Below are 16,549 nucleotides of genomic sequence, written 5' to 3'. Positions count from 1 at the left end.
CCGAGTGGCGCAGGCACCGCAACCTTGCATCCCAGCGGGATGATCCGGTCAGCCCGGCGCCCCGGACAGGGTCGGCAGCCGCAGCCGAAACAGCGCGCCGCCTTCCGGCGCGGTGCCGATCTCCACCCGGCCGCCATGAATCTCCGCCGCGCGCTGCACGATGGCGAGGCCGAGGCCGGCGCCGCGGCGGTCGCTGGCGATACGGCGGTTGGAACGCCAGAAGCGGCGGAACACGGCTTCCCGCTCATGCTCCGGCACGCCGGGGCCCGAATCGGCCACGTCGAGCGCGCCGGTGGGCGACAGGCTGATGCGCACGCTGCTGCCTTCCGGCGCATGGCCGATGGCATTCTCCAGCAGGTTCATCACCGCCTGGGACAAGGCTTCCTCATGCGCCCGCAGCCAGACCGGCGCCTCCGGCAATTCGGCCCGCAGGGTGATGCCCTTCGGCGCGGCCAGGGTGCCGACGAAGCGCATCACGCTCTCGATCAGGTGCCGCAGATCGAGCGCGACATCGGGCAAGGCATTGGCGTCATCGACCTCCGCAATGGCCAGCATCTGCGCCACCAGGCGTTCGAACACCGCCAGATCGTCCCCCAAGATCTGCGCGGTGCGCGGATCGGCCAGCAATTCCAGCCGGGCGCGCAGCACGGCGAGCGGGGTGCGGAATTCATGGGCGGCATGGGCGGTGAAGGCGCGCTGCGCTTCTCGCGCAGCCTGCAACCGGGCCAGGGCGCCATTCACCGCATGCGCCAGGGGCAGCACCTCCCTGGGCAGGCCCTGTTCCGGCAGGCGCTGCTCCGGGCGATGCGGGGACAGGCGCTCGACCCGTCGCGACAGCAGGCGGATCGGCCGGGTCAGCCGATGCAGCACCGCCACCTCGGCGGCGCCGAAGGCGATCAGAACCGGCAGCAGCACCACCCAGGCGACATGGATCGGAAAGCCGCTGCGGGCATCGTCCAGCAGCACATCGGGATGGTCCTGATCCTCCGCCACCTGGATGGTCAGCGGCACACCCTCGACCAGCGCCGGCACGGACATGCCGTTGAAGATGCGGCCGCCGCGTTCGAGTTCGAAAGGCGCCGGCACGACCCGCTGTGTGGATGGCGCCAGCGGCGTGGCGGTGCCGGCACCCAGCAGCATCGCGCCCGTGGCATCGACCACCGCATAGGCGGCGCGGCCATAGACGATGGAGAAGGCCGCGGCGACATCGGCGGGCAGGTCGAGCACCCAGTTGCCCTCCGTGTCCCGCCGCAGATGCTGCGCGATCATCTCCGCACGGCCCTGCAAGGCGCGGTTCTCGATCCGGTCGATGATCTGGCTGTTGCGCACGGACAGCAGCAGCAGCAGCGCCAGGCTGGTGACGGCGACGGCCAGGATGACGCTGCGCCCGAAGGCCAGTAGGAGGGATGGCGTGCGAACCGTCATCCCGCCGCGTCCAGCATAAGGCGGTAGCCCAGGCCCCGGTCGGTGCGGATCACCACATCGGCCCCGGCCAGCGCCAGCCGCTTGCGCAGCCGGCCAACATAGACCTCCACCGCATTGGCGCCGATATCGCGGTCGAAGCTGCCCAGCGCGGTCTCGATCGCCGGCTTCGCCACCAGGCGCGGCGCGGCGCGGATCAGCGTTTCCAGCACCATCACTTCCCGTCGCGGCATCGGCACGGGGGCGCCGGCGACGGTCGCCTCATGCGCGGCCGGGTCGAATTCCAGATTGCCGAGGCTGTGGCGCATGCGCGGTGGCGTGGCAGCCCGGCGCAGCACCGCGGTGATGCGCGCCACCAGTTCCTGCAAGGCAAAGGGCTTCACGAGGTAGTCGTCTGCCCCGGCATCGAGGCCCATCACCCGCTCGGCAATACGGCCGCGTGCCGTCAGCACCAGCACCGGCAGCGCCGTGCCGGCGCGGCGCAGGCCGCGCAGCCATTCCAGCCCATCGCCATCCGGCAGGCCGAGGTCTAGCGCCATGGTCTGGTAGCTGATCGTGGCCAGCGCCGCCTCCGCATCGCGCAGGCAGGTGGTCAGGTCCACCGCCCAGCCGGCACGCCGCAGGCCCTGCATCAGCAGCTCCGCCAGATGCGGATCATCCTCGACCAGGAGCAGGCGCATGAGATTTCAGCCTCGGACGACGCGGTGGCCCGACCGGTATCGGGGGGCGCCAGCCCGCCGCCACATGTCAGGCCGGTGACAGCTTGGAGGGGTAGCTTTCGCGAATTGCGCGCCGGCGCACCAGAGCGGAGGCAGGCCTGACACCCCATGACAGCAAGGCGTCCGGGAAAGATGGACAATGGGAAATATTTGCCCTGCGCCTCACCCGCCAAGCCAGCCCGGGATTTGCGGCACAGGCAACGTCCTGGCCGCCGAATCCTGTTCTGCTTCGATATGTCCAAATTGTCATGATTATCGCCGCCTGATCCATCCGCGTCCGACCCGCAACAGACAGAACCGACCCCACAGGAAAGCCCCGGATGAGGAAACTGGATTACGACCTTCGCGACGTCATAGGAGGCGTCGCGCTGATATTGCTCGGCATCACCGCCATGGCGATCGCCGCGGACTACACCTTCGGCAATCTGCGGCGCATGGGCCCTGGCTTCTTCCCCGTGGTGCTCGGCGGGCTGCTCTGCCTGATCGGTGCGGCCATCGTCGCCAAGGGCTTTGTGCGGAACTGGTGGGAGGACGGCACGCTGCGGCCGCCCTCGATGCGCGCCATCCTGCATGTCTGCGGCGCCGTCCTCGCCTTCGTGCTGACGGGTGACCGGTTGGGCTTCATCCCGGCGACACTGCTGCTGATCCTGATCTCGGCGCTGGCGGACCACCGCAACAGCCTCCGCACGGCGATCATCAGCGCCATCGCCATCACCGCCGTGGGCGTCAGCTTCTTCACCTATGTGCTCGAAATCCGCTTCACGCTGCTGCAGGGCTTCCACTGATGGATAGCGTCAACAACCTCATCGCCGGGTTCAGCATCGCGCTGACATTTCAGAACCTGGGCTATTCGCTGCTCGGCGTGATCTGCGGCAATGTCATCGGCGTGCTGCCGGGTATCGGCCCGCTGGCCGCCATCTCCATGCTGCTGCCGATCACCTTCGGCATGGAGCCGACCGGCGCGCTGATCATGCTCGCCGGCATCTACTACGGTGCGCAGTATGGTGGTGCCACCACCTCGATCCTGCTGAACATCCCGGGCGTCGCCTCCCACGCCGTGACCTGCCTCGACGGCTATCCGCTGGCGCGGCAGGGCAGGGCGGGGGTGGCGATCTTCACCTCGATGTATTCGTCCTTCATCGGCGCCTGCATCGGCATCCTCATCATGATGTTCTTCTCGCCGCTGATGGTGCGGATGGCGTTGCTGTTTGGCCCGGCCGAATACTTCGCCATGATGGCGCTCGGCCTGATCGCAGCCTCCACCCTCGCGCAGGGTTCGGCGCTGAAGAGCATCGCCATGGTCATCGTTGGCCTGTTGATCGGCATGGTCGGCACCGATGTGCAGACCGGCATGCAGCGCTACACCTTCGATTTCCCGGAACTGTCGGATGGCATCACCATCGTCGCCGTCGCCACCGGCCTTTTCGGCATCGCCGACATCCTGGCCAATATCAATGGCAGTCAGGGCTCGGTGATCGAGCGCGGCAAGCGGATGACGATGCGCTCCATGCTGCCGACCGGCGCGGAAATGCGCGGCATGACCAGGCCGATCCTGCGTGGCAGCGCCATCGGGTCGTTCTTCGGCATCCTGCCCGGCACCGGCGGCACCATCGCCTCCTTCATGTCCTATGCCTTCGAGAAGCGCATCTCGAAGACGCCGGAGCGCTTCGGCAAGGGCGCGATCGAGGGCGTCGCCGCGCCGGAATCCTCGAACAACGCAGCGGCGCAAACCGCCTTCATCCCGACTCTGACCCTGGGCATTCCGGGTGACGCGGTGATGGCGCTGATGCTGGGCGCGCTGATCATCTTCGGTATTCAGCCCGGGCCGCGCTTTCCGGTCGAGCACCCGGACATCTTCTGGAGCCTGATCGCCAGCTTCTGGATCGGCAATGCGCTGCTGGTGGCGCTGAACATCCCGCTGATCGGGCTGTGGGTGCGGATGCTGATGATTCCGTACCGTCTGATGTATCCGGCGATCCTGTTCTTCATCTGCGTCGGCGTCTACAGCATCAACAACTCGCTCTTCGATGTCGGGCTTGCGCTGAGCTTCGGCGTGATGGGCTATCTGATGGTGCTGCTGGGCTTTGAGCCGGCACCGCTCCTGCTGGGCTATGTGCTGGGCCCGCTGATGGAGGAGCATCTGCGCCGCGCCATGCTGCTGTCGCGCGGCGATGCGATGGTGTTCCTTGAGCGTCCGATCAGCGCGGTCTTCATCGCCGCCTCGGTCAGCTTGCTGCTCTGGGTCGCCTGGTCCGCGCTGAAGCCGAAGCCGGCCGCGAAGGCGGCGCTGCCGTTGCCGTAATACCCCTGCGGCGCTGTCTTAGCGAAGGCTGCGGCAGCGCCGTTCGAAGGCGGAGAACAGGCCGGCGTCGCCTCACGGCGTTGCCGGAGGCCCGACGACACCCGGCAGCTCGATCCGCGCTTCGGTACCGCCGCCTTCCGCCGCACCGAGCACCAGCCGACCGCCATGGGCGACGGCAACGCGCTGGGCCAAAGCGAGGCCGAGCCCGGCGCCGGGCCAGACGCGGGTCAGTGACATGTCCGCCTGGAGAAAGGGGGTGCCGACCTGCTCCAGCAGCCCCGCCGGCAGGCCCGGCCCGCGATCCCGCACCCAGAGCACCGCGCCGCCCTGCGGCAGTCCGTCACAACCCAGCGTCACCGTGGTGCCGCCCGGCGACGCCTTGATGGCATTGTCCAGCAGATGGCCCAGCGCGGCCTCCAGCAGCCGTTTGTCGCCGCCCAGCATGCAGTCCGGCACATGCGCCAGGTTCAGCAGCACGCCACGCGCGGCCGCCTTGGGCTGTTGCCGCGACAGCACCCGGCCCAGCAGCCGTTCCGGCGGCTCCGGCAGGCCCTGGGTTACGCCGCCACCATGCTGCAGGGCCACGATGTCGAGTGCGCTGCTGATCAATGCCAGCAGCGATTCGGCCCCCTCATGGATCAGCCGTCCGTAGTCGCGCACCGCCGCCGGCGGCAGGCTCGCGCCGCTGGCCAGGATCTCCGAGAATCCGATGATCGGGATCAAGGGCGTGCGCATCTCATGCGAGATCACCGCGAGGAGGTCATTGCGCATGCGGTGGCTGGCCGCCAGGGCGCTTTCCGCATTGTCCAGCCGGGCGGCGGAGGCATCCAGCACCTGGGACAGGCGGGCGCGTTCCGCCTCCGCGGCACGGATGCGTTCCTCCACCTCCGCATCGCGGCGGGCACGGGCGCGGCGGGCGCGGCTGCTGGCGAGCGCCCGCTCCACAACCGCCGCAACCTCCCCCAGACGCAGCGGCTTCTGCACCAGGTCGAAGGTGCGGGCGCGGAGCGCGCCCAGCGCGACATCGGCGGTGGCGCCGCCGGTCAGCAGCACCACCTCCAGCGCCTCCGTCTCCGCGCGGTCGCGCAGCAATTCCTCGGCCAGCGCCAGGCCGGTCTGCCCCGGCATCCGCACATCCGAAAGAACAACGCCGATGCTGGAATCCGCGCGAACCCGCGCCTTCGCGGCCTCCGCATCGTACACGCCCACAACGCTGAGGCCACGCTGGGTCAGGGCCCGCAGCAGCAGGTCAACAATGGCGCACTCATCATCCACCACCAGGACGGTCAGAGCCGAAATCGCCGGTTGGTCAGTCAAGGATTCGGTCATAATCTCACCAGATCAGCCGGTACCCTCGGCCACGCTGGGCGGCGATGGTGACAAGGCCGGAGGAGGCGGCCAGCATTTTCTGGCGCAGGTTGGAGGCTAATTGATCCACGCTGCGCTGTTGCGGCAGCAGCTTGCGGCCCAGGATCTGTTCCGAGATCGCTTCCCGCCCGGCCAGATGCTCGGGCTCCGTCAGCAGCAGGCGCAGCATCCCGGCTTCGGCGCCGGTCAGCCGCGTCTCTGTCCCATCGGCGGCCAGCATCCGCTGCCGTGCGGGTTGCAGGACCAGCCCGGCGACCATCCAGGAGCCCGGCTCGACCGTCGAATTTCTATCCGGCTTCGCCGCCGCCTGGGGCTCGGCGGGCAGGGAGCGGGAGGCCTGGCTGTCCAGCCGGCGGTTCAGCGCCCGCACGCGGGCGATCATCTCCCGCAGTGAGAAGGGCTTGGCGAGGTAGTCGTCCGCCCCGACCTCCAGCCCCACCACGCGGTCCACCTCCTCCGACCTGCCGCTGACGACGATGATGCCAAGATCGGCGCAGGTGGCGGCTTCGCGGACAAAGGCGATGCCATTGCCGTCGGGCAGGCCGAGATCGGCGATGACCAGGCGCGGCCGGTCCTGCAGCAGGCGCAGGCGGGCCTCGGCCAGCGTGGTTGCCAGGACCGTTTCCCAGCCATCGCGCAGCAGCGCCGCGCAGATGGCCTCCGCCACCGCCGCATCATCCTCCAGAACCAGAACCGGGCGCTTATTGCCGGCGGCCCGGCCAGATGGCAGTTCCGCCGGCAATTTCGGTGGCAGCCCCGATGGAAGCAATGATGCGGGTGTCGCGTGGTCGGCCATGGACGCTCCCCATCTGGGCGGCCGTCATCCGGCGCGGGTAAAGTTTATGGGGCTCGTGGTGGCGTGTCGACAAGCTTCAGGCGACTGCGCATGCTAAGTCTTCCTGGCGCTAAGCGCACCCCCCCCCGCATCGCGGGCGTCGGCGCGGCGCGAGGCCAGCCTCACCGGGACGGCGAAACGCCCTATGACCGAAGTCGTCCCTGCATGATAAGCCATCCCTCCACGATCTTGGTCCGGCCCGCCGCCGGATCTTCCGCCGAGGCGCATGGGGCGGAGGGCCCGCTTCGTCCTGGCCGCGCGATGCTGCTGCTATTGGCCCTCACGGTGCTGCTGCCCCTGATGACGTTGGCAGGGGTCGCGACGGAGCGTCGCGCGCAGATCTGGCGCGAGGCTCAGCGCGATACGGAGGGCACCCTCGCCGTCATCCACCGGCATGTGCAGACGCTGCTGGAGACGCAGGAACTGCTGCTCGACCTGGCCGAGGACAAGATTCGCGGCCTGAGCGATGCGGAGATCTCCGCCGGGCCCAGCGGCGAGCGCCTGACCGCCCTCGTCGCCCGTCTGGACCAGACGGTGTCGCTGGTGGTGGCGGATGCACAGGGTCGGGTTCTCGCCTCCAGCACGCCGCAGCCGCCAGGCCTCGACATCTCCGACATGGAGCACTTCATCGCCCGGCGGGAGTCTCCGCTGCCCTATGTCATCAGCCGACCCTATGTCGGCCGGCTGAGCGGCCAGCTTTCCTTCGCCCTCAGCCGGCGGCGCGGCCCGCCCGATGGGCCGTTCATCGGCACCATCCATGTCGCGATCAGCCCCATGGCCGTGCGCGAGATCTTCCGCACGGCCATGGCGCAGTTGGGCGGCGCCGCGGTGCTACTGCGGGAGGATGGCGCGCTGCTGGCGCGGGAGCCGCAGATCGAGGCGGAATGGCTTGGCCCGGACAGCCCGCTGCTACGGACCCGGAATGGCGGGCTGGTGTGGGGCGAGTCGAGCCTGGATGGCGCGATGCGCCTGTATGCCTGGCGCGATGTGGCGCCGTTTCCACTGCGGGTCGCCTATGGCGTGGACCTGCCCGCGCGACTTGAGATGTGGCAGCGCGAGACGACCTGGCTGGCGGCGTTGACGCTGCTGGTCATCCTCGTCCTGTCCGGCGCCGCCTGGATGACCTGGTGCGGCGCCAGCGGCCGGGCCCGGGCGCTGGCGGAACTGAAGCGGGAGGCCGAGCGGCGGCATGCGGCCGAGGCGAAGTTGCAGGAGGCGCGGGCGATGGAGGCGCTGGGCCGCATGGCGCGCGGCGTGGCGCATGACGTCAATAACCTGCTGACCGTCGTCATAGGCAATCTGGAAACGCTGGAGGAATCGGTCACCGATCCGGCGCTGCGCGGCGTGGCCCGGCGCACCCTCGGGGCCGCCGAGGCCAGTGCCCAGCTCGCGGCCAGTCTGATGGCCTATGCCCGGACTCAGGTGTTGCGGGTGGAGCCGGTCGATCTTTCGACCTTGCTGAACAGCCTGCTGCCGGTGCTGGGCGACCTCGCCACCCCTGCCATCGTCCTGCGGCTGGAAGCGGATCCCGGCCTTCCGGCCTGCCTTGCCGATCCGGCGCAGCTTCAGGCGGCGGTTGGCAATCTGGTCAGCAATGCCCGCGACGCCATCCTGCACGGCAAGGGCCAGGCGCGCCTGCCGGGCCGAATCTCCATCGCCATCCGCCGCGCCGCGTTGGCGGAGGGCGAGCGCATCGCCCTGTCGGTGGAGGACAGTGGCGGCGGCATGCCGGCGGAGGTGCTGGCGCATGCCTTCGACCCCTTCTTCACCACCAAGCCGGCCGGGGCCGGGTCGGGGCTGGGCCTGTCGCAGGTCTATGGGGTGGTCACCCAGCTCGGCGGCCAGGTGGCGCTGCAAAGCGAGGTGGGGAAGGGCACCACCGTCACCCTGTATCTGCGCCTCGCCACCGGCCAGACCGCGGCGGCCGGGCCCGTTTCGGCCCCGGTGCGACCCGCTCCGCCGTCCATCCTTTCGGCCGACCCTTCGGCCGGTGCGGCGGAGGCGCCGGCGGGCGCCCATATCCTGGTGGTCGACGACCAGCCGGAAATTCGGGCGATGATCACCCGCATGCTCACCATGGCTGGTTACCGGGTCGCCGCCGTCGGCGGCGGGGCGGAAGCCCTGGCGCGGCTGAAAGCCGGGGAGAGTTTCGATCTGGTCCTGTCGGATGTGCTGATGCCGGACGATCTGGATGGCCTGGACCTCGCCGCCCGGATCGGCGCCGGATGGCCCGACCTTCCGGTGCTGCTGATGTCCGGCTGCGCACCGGATGTCGCCGCGCTGGGAGGCGCGGAGGATGGCTTCCTGCGGAAGCCCTTCGCCCGGCAGGCCTTGCTGGCGGCGGTCAGCGCGCGGGTGGCGCATCCAGCGCATCGCGCACCTTCTGCGCGAGATCCCGCCGCCGATAGGGCTTGTTGAGCAGCAGCACGCCCGCATCCAACCGGCCCTGATGCACGATGCCGTTCTCCGTATAGCCGGAGGTGAACAGCACCCGCAGGCCAGGGCGGTCACGGCGCGCGGCCTCCGCCAGAGCGGGGCCGTGCATGCCGCCGGGCATCACCACATCGGTGAACAGCAGGTCGAATGCGGGGCCGCGTTGCAGTATCGCCAGGGCCTCGAAGGCGCTTTCCGCGACGGCGACCTCATAGCCCAGGTCGCGCAGCTGGGCCGCCACATGGTCGCGCACCAGCGGGTCATCCTCCACCACCAGCAGCCTTTCCCGGCCGCCCAGCAGCATCTCCGCTTCCGATCCGCGGCCGTCATCGGCCCGCTGAAGGGCGGCGCGGGGGATGTACATCTTCACGGCGGTGCCGTGTCCGGGCTCCGAGTAGATTTTCACATGCCCGCCGGACTGCTTCATGAAGCCGAAGACCATGCTGAGGCCGAGACCGCTGCCCTGGCCCACTTCCTTGGTGGTGAAGAAGGGCTCGAAGGCCCGCGTCACCACCTCCGGCGTCATGCCGGTGCCGGTATCGGAGACGGTGATGCAGACATAGGCGCCCGGCTGGACCTCACCCTCCTGTCGCGCATAGGTGGCATCGAGCTGCACATTCGCGGTCTCGACCACCAGCCGACCGCCGGCGGGCATGGCGTCCCGCGCATTGATGCACAGGTTCACCACCGCGTTCTCCAGCTGCGGCGGATCGATCAGGGCCTGCCAAAGGCCCGGCGCCGCGACGATGCCGATCTCGATATGGGCGCCCAATGTCCGCTGCAACATCTGGTGCAACCCGGCCAGCAGCGCATTGACGTCGATGATCTTGGGATCGAGCGCCTGGCGGCGAGAGAAGGCGAGCAAGCGGCTGGTCAGCGCTGCGCCGCGCTCCGCCGCCGCCATGTTCATCTCCGCCATCTGGCGCAGCTCCGGATCCGAACGCAGGCATTCCGACAGGATCTCGGAATTGCCGAGGATCACGGTCAGCAGGTTGTTGAAGTCGTGCGCCACCCCGCCGGTGAGCTGGCCGATCGCTTCCAGCCGCTGCGACTGCCGCAGCTTCTGCTCCAGCTCCAGCCGCTCAGTGATGTCGGTATTCACGGCGAGCACGGCGCGCGGCACGCCATCCGGGTCGCGCAGCAGCGACCAGACGCCATCCACCACCAGTTCCGAGCCATCCTTGCGACGCTGCGTGATCTGGCCACGCCATTCGCCCTGCGCCAGCACGTGCGATGTGGCGCGGCGGAACTCGGCGGTCTCTGAATACAGCAGTTCGGTGATCGGGCGGCCGATGGCTTCCTCGGCGGTCCAGCCATACATGCGCTCGGCGCTGCGATTCCAGTATTCCACGCGGTGGTCTGTGCCGCGCACCAGGATGGCGTCGCGCGCCTGGTCCAGCAGTGCCGCCTGCCGCGCCAGGCGTGAGACCGCCTGCTCGCGTTCGGTGATGTCGCGGGCCACGGTGACCCAGTGGCTGACATGGCCGTCATCATTGGACACCGGCACCATGTCCAGCTCCAGCCAGATTTCGTCACCGTCCTTGCGGTAGTTCAGGAGCTCGGCGCGGATCGGCCGCTTGGCCGCCACCGCGTCGCGAATCCGGTCGAGCTCCGCGCGGTCCGTCTTCGCGCCCTGGAGGATGCTGAGGGAGCGGCCCAACAGGTCCTCCGGCCGGAAGCCCGTCAGCCTTTCGAAAGCCGGATTGACGAAGACGGTGCGGCGGCCGCCTGGCAGCGTCGGATCAACGCCGGCGATCTCGGCCGGCCCCACCGGATCGCCCTCCGTGATGGTGATGATGTCGTTCAGCTTGCTGGCCGCCACCTCCAACAACCGCAGCTTCTCGTCGCGCTGGTGCTGCACTGTGATGTCGCGGAAATAGACGGTCAGCCCGGTTGGCGCGGGATAGACGGTGATGTCGAGCCAAGCCCCGAGGGACGGCATGTGGCGCTCGAAGCGCCGCATCTCCCGATCCTCGGCCGTCCTGCGGGCGCCGTCTTCCAGCGCGGTGCCGAGAATTTCCGGAAACGCCTCCCAGACCACGCGGCCCAGCAGGCTGCTGGCGTCGCGCCGCAGCAGTCGCTCCGCATGGCGGTTGATTCGGGTCAGGCGCCAGTCATGGTCGAGCGAGCACAGCCCGTCGGAGATGCTCTCCAGGGTCGTATCCAGCTCCGTTGCCAGGGCGCGCGCCGCATTCTCCGCCCGCAGACGCTCGGTCACGTCCCAGATCACGACCAGACCGGCGCGGCGGCCGCGGAAATCGATGGCGCGGGACAGCACCTGCACCTGCCGCAATTCCCCGGCCTTGGTCTGATGGTGCCAGGGGCCGGTGATGCGCAGCCCGGGATGGTCCTCCAGCGCCGCCCGGGTTTCCTCGCGGTCCTCTGGCCGCCGCAGGTCGCGCAGCGTCATCCGCAGGAATTCCGCCCGCGTCCAGCCATAGGCGGCGACGGCCGCCTCGTTCACCTCCAGGAAGGCCAGGGTCTGCTTGTCATAGGCCCACATCGGCGCGGGATGCTGCTGGAACAGATCGCGGAACGCCGCTTCGCTGGCGCTCAGCGCCTCGGTCCTGGCGCGCTGCTCGGTGATGTCGCGCTGGACCGCCACCCAATGGCTGCGCCAGCCGGTCTCGTCCACCACCGGCGAGATGTTCAGCTCCACCCAATAGCTGCTGCCATCCCGCCGGCGGTTGAGGATGTCCTGGCGGACCGGCTGGCCTGCCTCCAGCGCCCGCCGGACAGCCTCGCGCGCGGCGGGCTGCGCATCCGGGTGTCGCAGCAGGCGGGGTGATTTGCCGATCACCTCCGCCGCCGCGTAGCCGGTCAGCCGTTCAAAGGCTGCGTTGACGTAGCGGATGGTGGGGCCTTCCGGTGAGGCGGCCTCGGCATTGGTGATGACCACCGGGGCATCGCTGGCATCGACCACCCGGCGGAACAGCTCCGCCTCCTCGGTATCCTGGCGGCGGCGGAGCAGGGGCAGCAGCGTGCTGGCGGCATCGCGCAGCCGTGCAGCGACCGCTTGCAGGTCGCGCCGACCGGCGCGAAAGCCCACCGCGATGCAGTAGCGATCCGCCCCGATCGTGGCCGGGGTGACGATCAGCGCGGCCATGCCGAGATTCACCGACAGGGCCGCGCCCGGATACCGAAGCTGCATCTCGGGACCCAGATCGGTGAGGATGATCTGCCGTTCCTCCCGCATCGCGGCGCCCGCGGCGGTGTGTTCGACGGTCAGCTCCATGGCGCGCAGCCGCGCCAGATGCTCAGGTTCCGCCAGCGCGCCTGCACCCTTGCTGCCGATGATCTGCAACCGCCGGCCATCCTGTGCCAGGCGGAAGAAGAGGCAGAGCACGCTGTCGGTATCCTGGCTCAGCGCCTCCAGCGCGGCCGCGATGGCGGCGCCGAAAGTCGGGGTCTCGGCCACGCTGCGCAGCAGCTTCTCCCGCAGCGCGGCATGCGTTGCCTCCGCCTCCCGCGCCGCGAGCTGTCGTCGCAACTCCAACTGCGCCATCACCGCTGCCGCCAGATCGGTCAGGGATTGAAGGCGCGATGCCTCCAGCGGCGCATGCGGGCGGGTATCCATCACGCAGAGCGTGCCGATGACATGGCCATCCGGCGTGATGATCGGCGCGCCGGCATAGAAGCGGTAGCCGGGTCCGCCCGCTACCAGCGGATGCGCGACGTAATCCGGATGCAGCAACAGATCCGGCACCACCCACGGCTCCCCCCGCTCCGCGATCCTGTCGCCCATGCCGAGCTCGCGTGGCAACTCGCGCACGGAGGTGCCCAGCCGCGCCTTGAACCATTGGCGATCAGCATCGAGGAAGGAAATCAGCGCGACGGGCGCATCCAGCAACTGCGTGGCGAGGCGCGCGACGCGGTCGAAGGCGTCTTCCGGAAGGGTGTCGAGCACCGCATAGCGGTGCAGGGCCGAGAGACGCTCGGCTTCCGCCGATGGCGAGACAGGATTGTCCGGCGCAAGCGTCAAGGAAGGGTCTCCGGGTGGACCGAGCCATCAAGGCCGCAGCCATGGTAAACACCATTCCTGCCCGGTTAACCGCTAATAATATCGCGATGCCAAGGCAAGTCAATCACGGGGCGGTGGGCGCGCCGCCGGGGCGACATCCTCCAGCCGGTCGATCGCCAGCAGGGCCGGAAAGCGGCGCATCCAGACCAGCGCCACCGCCACTGTGCCCACGCCCCCCAGCACCACCGCCACGACCGGGCCGAGCAGGGCCGCAGCGACGCCGGATTCGAATTCGCCAAGCTGGTTGGAGGTGCCGATGAACAGCGCATTCACCGCCGCCACCCGGCCGCGCATTTCATCCGGCGTCGAAAGCTGCACCAGCGACTGCCGCACCACCACGCTGACCACATCCGCCGCGCCCAGCACCACCAGCGCCGCGCTGGACAGGATCAGGGAGCGGGACAGGCCGAAGACCACCGTGGCGAGGCCGAACAGGATCACCGCCAGGAACATGCGCTGGCCGGCCTTGCCGCCGATGGGCCGCCAGGCGAGCAGCAGCGACATGGCCAGCGCGCCGATGGCGGGCGAAGCGCGGAGCATGCCGAGGCCCCAGGGGCCGGTGTGCAGGATGTCCTTGGCATAGATCGGAAACAGCGCGACCGCGCCGCCCAGCAGCACCGCCATCATGTCCAGCGAAACCGCGCCCAGCAGCGCCGGCCGCGACCAGATGAAGGTCAGGCCGGAGAACAGGTTTTCCAGCGTCACCTTGCCGCGCATCAGCGTGCGGGACGGAATGCGGATGGCCAGCACCATCAGCCCCGCCAGAAGGAAGGCCAGCGCCGCCAGCCCATAGGCCGCGCTGGCACCGCCCAGCGCGTAGAGGAACCCGCCCAGCGCCGGCCCGCAGATGGTGGCGACCTGGTTGGCGGAGGTCGACATGGCGGTACCGCGCGGCAGGTCGCGCCCCGTCACCACCCCCGCCAGCAGCGCCTGCTGGGCCGGCATCTCGAAGGCGCGGGCGGTGCCGAACAGCACCACGAAGGCGAAGATGGCATCGCGGTCCAGCCAGCCCGCCAGGCTGCCCCAGGCCAGGCCCGCCCCACCGAGCGCCGTGGTCAGCCGGCACAGCCCGACCAGCCGACGCCGGTCCACCCGGTCCGCCACCTGGCCCACCACCAGTGTCAGCAGCAGCATCGGCAGGAACTGCGCCAGCCCGACCAGGCCCAGCGCCAGTGCGCTGTCGGTCAGGTCGTAGACCTGCCAGCCGACAGCGACCACCTGGATCTGCAAGGCCGCGGCCGACAGGATGCGGGAGCCGAGGAACAGCGCGAAAGGGCGTTGCCGCAGCAGGCTTGTGGCGTCGGGTGCGGCATCTTGCATCCGGACAGGGGACACGCGCGCGGCGGCGCCGTCCAGCCTCGCCATCCGCCATCCAGCCCGGCATGCTGCGCGGGCCTCACCGCCGCTTGGAGCCAAGATGCCGTCCGACCCTCGCGACCAGGTTCTGATCACCGCCACGGCGCTGGCCCGGCTGCTGCGCGAGCGGCCCGGCGTGGTGGTGCTGGCGGTGCGCAATCCGCGCGTCGCGGCGGATGCCGCCCTGCCACGCATCCCGGGCGCGCTGGATGTGGACCTGCCCAGCGAGTTGGCCGGGCCGGGCGGCGGCACGCGCGGCAGCCGGCCGTTGCCGGAACTCGCCGATCTGCAGGCCTATGCGCGGCGTTGGGGCCTGTCCGCCGACAGTTTCGTGGTGGTCTATGACCATGATCGCGGCTTGCAGGCGGCGCGGGGCTGGTGGGTGCTGCGCTGGGCCGGTGTGGCTCAGGTGCGGCTGCTGGATGGTGGATTCGCCGCCTGGCAAACCGCCGGCCTGCCGATGGCGACGGAGCCCGGCCTGCGCAGCCCCGGCGACATCACCCTGACCGGCGGCGGGCTGAAGGTGCTGGATGCCGACCAGGCGGCGGCGCTGGCGGCGCGCGGGCGGCTGATCGATACCCGCATCCGTGCCAATTACATCGGAGGCATCACCGCGCCGGGGGAGGCCCGGCGCGGCCATATCCCCGGCTCGCTCAGCGCCCCCGCCATCGACAACCTGACCGAGGCGGGTGGCTTCACCGATGCGGCGACGCTGCGCCACCTCTACGCGGCGCACGGCCTCGACGATGGTGGGCCGGTGGGGGTGAGCTGCGGGGCGGGCATCTCCGCCGCCCATGCGGTGGCGGCGCTGGCCTCCATCGGCATCGAGGCGGCGATGTATCCCGGTTCCTGGTCCGCCTGGGCCGCCGATCCGGCGCGCCCGGTGGCGATCGGCGGGCGGCCCTGAACCCCAGGCGCCCGCCGTCGCGGATCGGCTGGTCTTACTTTCCGGCCCAGACCTTGGCCGGGATATAGACCTCGCCCTTCATGATCCGCCGCGCCGTGCGCAGCGTGCCGCCGCCGAGGATGGTGGCGCTGCCGTCTTCCGCGGTGCCGGTGGTGATGACCGCCTCCATCACGCCGGTCGGGTGCTCCAGCGTCACCATCTCCCGCGCCTCGTCATTCACCACGGCGACACCCTGCGCCACCGTGCCGGGCAGCTTGCAGGCGCTGGCGATGCAGATGCCGCCCGTCACCGCCATCGCCTCATGCGTCGCGAGCGGCGTGAAGTAGCGCGCCGCGACGCCCTGGCCGCCGGCGGGCTCGCCCACCATGGCGAATTTCGGCATCACCTTGCCCGCCACATCGCCCATGCCCATGGCGAGGCCGGCGGCGCGGCGGATGCGCTCGATCCGCGCCATGAAGTCCTTGTCTGCGTCCAGCTCCTTCGCCGATTCGCGCGCCGTCTTGCCGAGGTCCTTCGCGCGGGCGATCACCACCGGCATGGCGACGTCGAGGCAGGTCACGTCCACCCCCTCGATGTGATCCAGCGCATGGCCCGTCGGCATCAGCTTGCCCGTCGCGCCGCCCACGGCATCCGCGAAGTTCAGCACGATGGGCGCGGCGGTGCCGGGCACGCCGGCGATGGCGGCATCGCCATCATAGGTCACGCGGCCGCCCGGGGTCTGCACCACCGCCTCGATCAGCGCGCCGGTATTGACGGCGCGGATCAGCACCTTCGTCTCCCCGTCCTGCGCCGGCACCAGCCCTTCCTCGATGGCGAAGGGGCCGATGCCCGCCAGCATATTGCCGCAGGTGGGACCCCAATCGACGAAATCCTTGTCCACCGAGACCTGGGCGAACAGGTAGTCGACCTGCTGCTTCTCCCCCGGCGCGGCCTTGCTGACCATCACCGTCTTGCTGGTCAGCGTGGTGGAGCCGCCAAGCCCGTTGATCTGCCGCGCATCAGGCGAGCCCATCACCGCCAGCAGCACCTTCCCCGCCTCCTCCCGGCTCTCTGGCAGGTCGCCGCGGTGGAAGTAAGGGCCGCGGCTGGTGCCGCCGCGCATGAAGGTGCAGGGGATCGGGGTCTGGAGAGTCATGGGCTGGTCCTTCAAGGCGCGAATGTCAGGTCGAATACTCCCGCAACCGGG

The 16,549-nt window shown here is 69.7% G+C and carries 11 protein-coding genes; 4 read left to right on the top strand and 7 right to left on the bottom strand.

The features are described from left to right. Positions 1 to 48 precede the first annotated feature (48 nt). Both ACVFYP_RS19470 and ACVFYP_RS19465 read right to left on the bottom strand, forming a co-directional pair. Entirely contained in the window at positions 49 to 1,425 is a 1,377-nt protein-coding gene (locus ACVFYP_RS19470) for a sensor histidine kinase (protein ID WP_499201861.1), read from the bottom strand. Further along, the gene (locus tag ACVFYP_RS19465) at positions 1,422 to 2,102 is read right to left on the bottom strand and encodes a response regulator (RefSeq protein ID WP_499201860.1); all 681 of its coding nucleotides are present in this window, start codon (positions 2,100 to 2,102) and stop codon (positions 1,422 to 1,424) included. Before ACVFYP_RS19465 ends, ACVFYP_RS19470 begins: the two co-directional genes overlap by 4 nt. Before the next feature lie 359 nt (positions 2,103 to 2,461). On the opposite strand from ACVFYP_RS19465, the gene ACVFYP_RS19460 reads away from it, so the two are divergent. Continuing rightward, the gene (locus tag ACVFYP_RS19460) at positions 2,462 to 2,926 is read left to right on the top strand and encodes a tripartite tricarboxylate transporter TctB family protein (protein ID WP_499201859.1); all 465 of its coding nucleotides are present in this window, start codon (positions 2,462 to 2,464) and stop codon (positions 2,924 to 2,926) included. Next, positions 2,926 to 4,443: a tripartite tricarboxylate transporter permease gene (locus tag ACVFYP_RS19455; RefSeq protein WP_499201858.1), complete on the top strand. Its 1,518-nt coding sequence runs from the start codon at positions 2,926 to 2,928 to the stop codon at positions 4,441 to 4,443. Before ACVFYP_RS19460 ends, ACVFYP_RS19455 begins: the two co-directional genes overlap by 1 nt. A 72-nt stretch (positions 4,444 to 4,515) precedes the next feature. Here the strand turns inward: ACVFYP_RS19455 and ACVFYP_RS19450 are convergent, their stop codons facing one another. Both ACVFYP_RS19450 and ACVFYP_RS19445 read right to left on the bottom strand, forming a co-directional pair. Next, entirely contained in the window at positions 4,516 to 5,760 is a 1,245-nt protein-coding gene (locus ACVFYP_RS19450; protein ID WP_499201857.1) for a sensor histidine kinase, read from the bottom strand. A 16-nt stretch (positions 5,761 to 5,776) separates the two neighbouring features. After that, positions 5,777 to 6,607 carry a response regulator transcription factor gene (locus ACVFYP_RS19445; RefSeq protein WP_499201856.1) on the bottom strand — a complete coding sequence of 277 codons (831 nt, stop codon included), beginning with the start codon at positions 6,605 to 6,607 and terminating at the stop codon, positions 5,777 to 5,779. A gap of 300 nt (positions 6,608 to 6,907) precedes the next feature. Here ACVFYP_RS19445 and ACVFYP_RS19440 point away from each other — a divergent pair, with 300 nt between their 5' ends. Continuing rightward, the gene (locus ACVFYP_RS19440; protein WP_499201855.1) at positions 6,908 to 9,064 is read left to right on the top strand and encodes an ATP-binding protein; all 2,157 of its coding nucleotides are present in this window, start codon (positions 6,908 to 6,910) and stop codon (positions 9,062 to 9,064) included. Here ACVFYP_RS19440 and ACVFYP_RS19435 read toward each other — a convergent pair. Together ACVFYP_RS19435 and ACVFYP_RS19430 are read right to left on the bottom strand one after the other, a co-directional pair. After that, the gene (locus ACVFYP_RS19435; protein WP_499201854.1) at positions 8,991 to 13,061 is read right to left on the bottom strand and encodes a PAS domain S-box protein; all 4,071 of its coding nucleotides are present in this window, start codon (positions 13,059 to 13,061) and stop codon (positions 8,991 to 8,993) included. The two genes, ACVFYP_RS19440 and ACVFYP_RS19435, sit on opposite strands and share 74 nt — an antisense overlap. Before the next feature lie 99 nt (positions 13,062 to 13,160). Further along, positions 13,161 to 14,465 carry an MFS transporter gene (locus ACVFYP_RS19430; RefSeq protein WP_499201853.1) on the bottom strand — a complete coding sequence of 435 codons (1,305 nt, stop codon included), beginning with the start codon at positions 14,463 to 14,465 and terminating at the stop codon, positions 13,161 to 13,163. Positions 14,466 to 14,517: 52 nt separating this feature from the next. Between ACVFYP_RS19430 and ACVFYP_RS19425 the strand changes: the two genes are divergently transcribed. Beyond that, positions 14,518 to 15,363 (top strand): sulfurtransferase, encoded by an 846-nt coding sequence (locus ACVFYP_RS19425; RefSeq protein ID WP_499201852.1) that lies wholly within the window; start codon positions 14,518 to 14,520, stop codon positions 15,361 to 15,363. Between the two features lie 34 nt (positions 15,364 to 15,397). Here ACVFYP_RS19425 and ACVFYP_RS19420 read toward each other — a convergent pair whose 3' ends face one another. After that, positions 15,398 to 16,498 (bottom strand): 4-oxalomesaconate tautomerase, encoded by a 1,101-nt coding sequence (locus ACVFYP_RS19420; protein ID WP_499201851.1) that lies wholly within the window; start codon positions 16,496 to 16,498, stop codon positions 15,398 to 15,400. Positions 16,499 to 16,549: the final 51 nt, after the last annotated feature.

The sequence above is a fragment of the Roseomonas sp. F4 genome (genome assembly GCF_053891155.1).
Note: the sequence above shows the minus strand (reverse complement) of the source record. Positions and strands in the feature narration are given on the sequence as shown.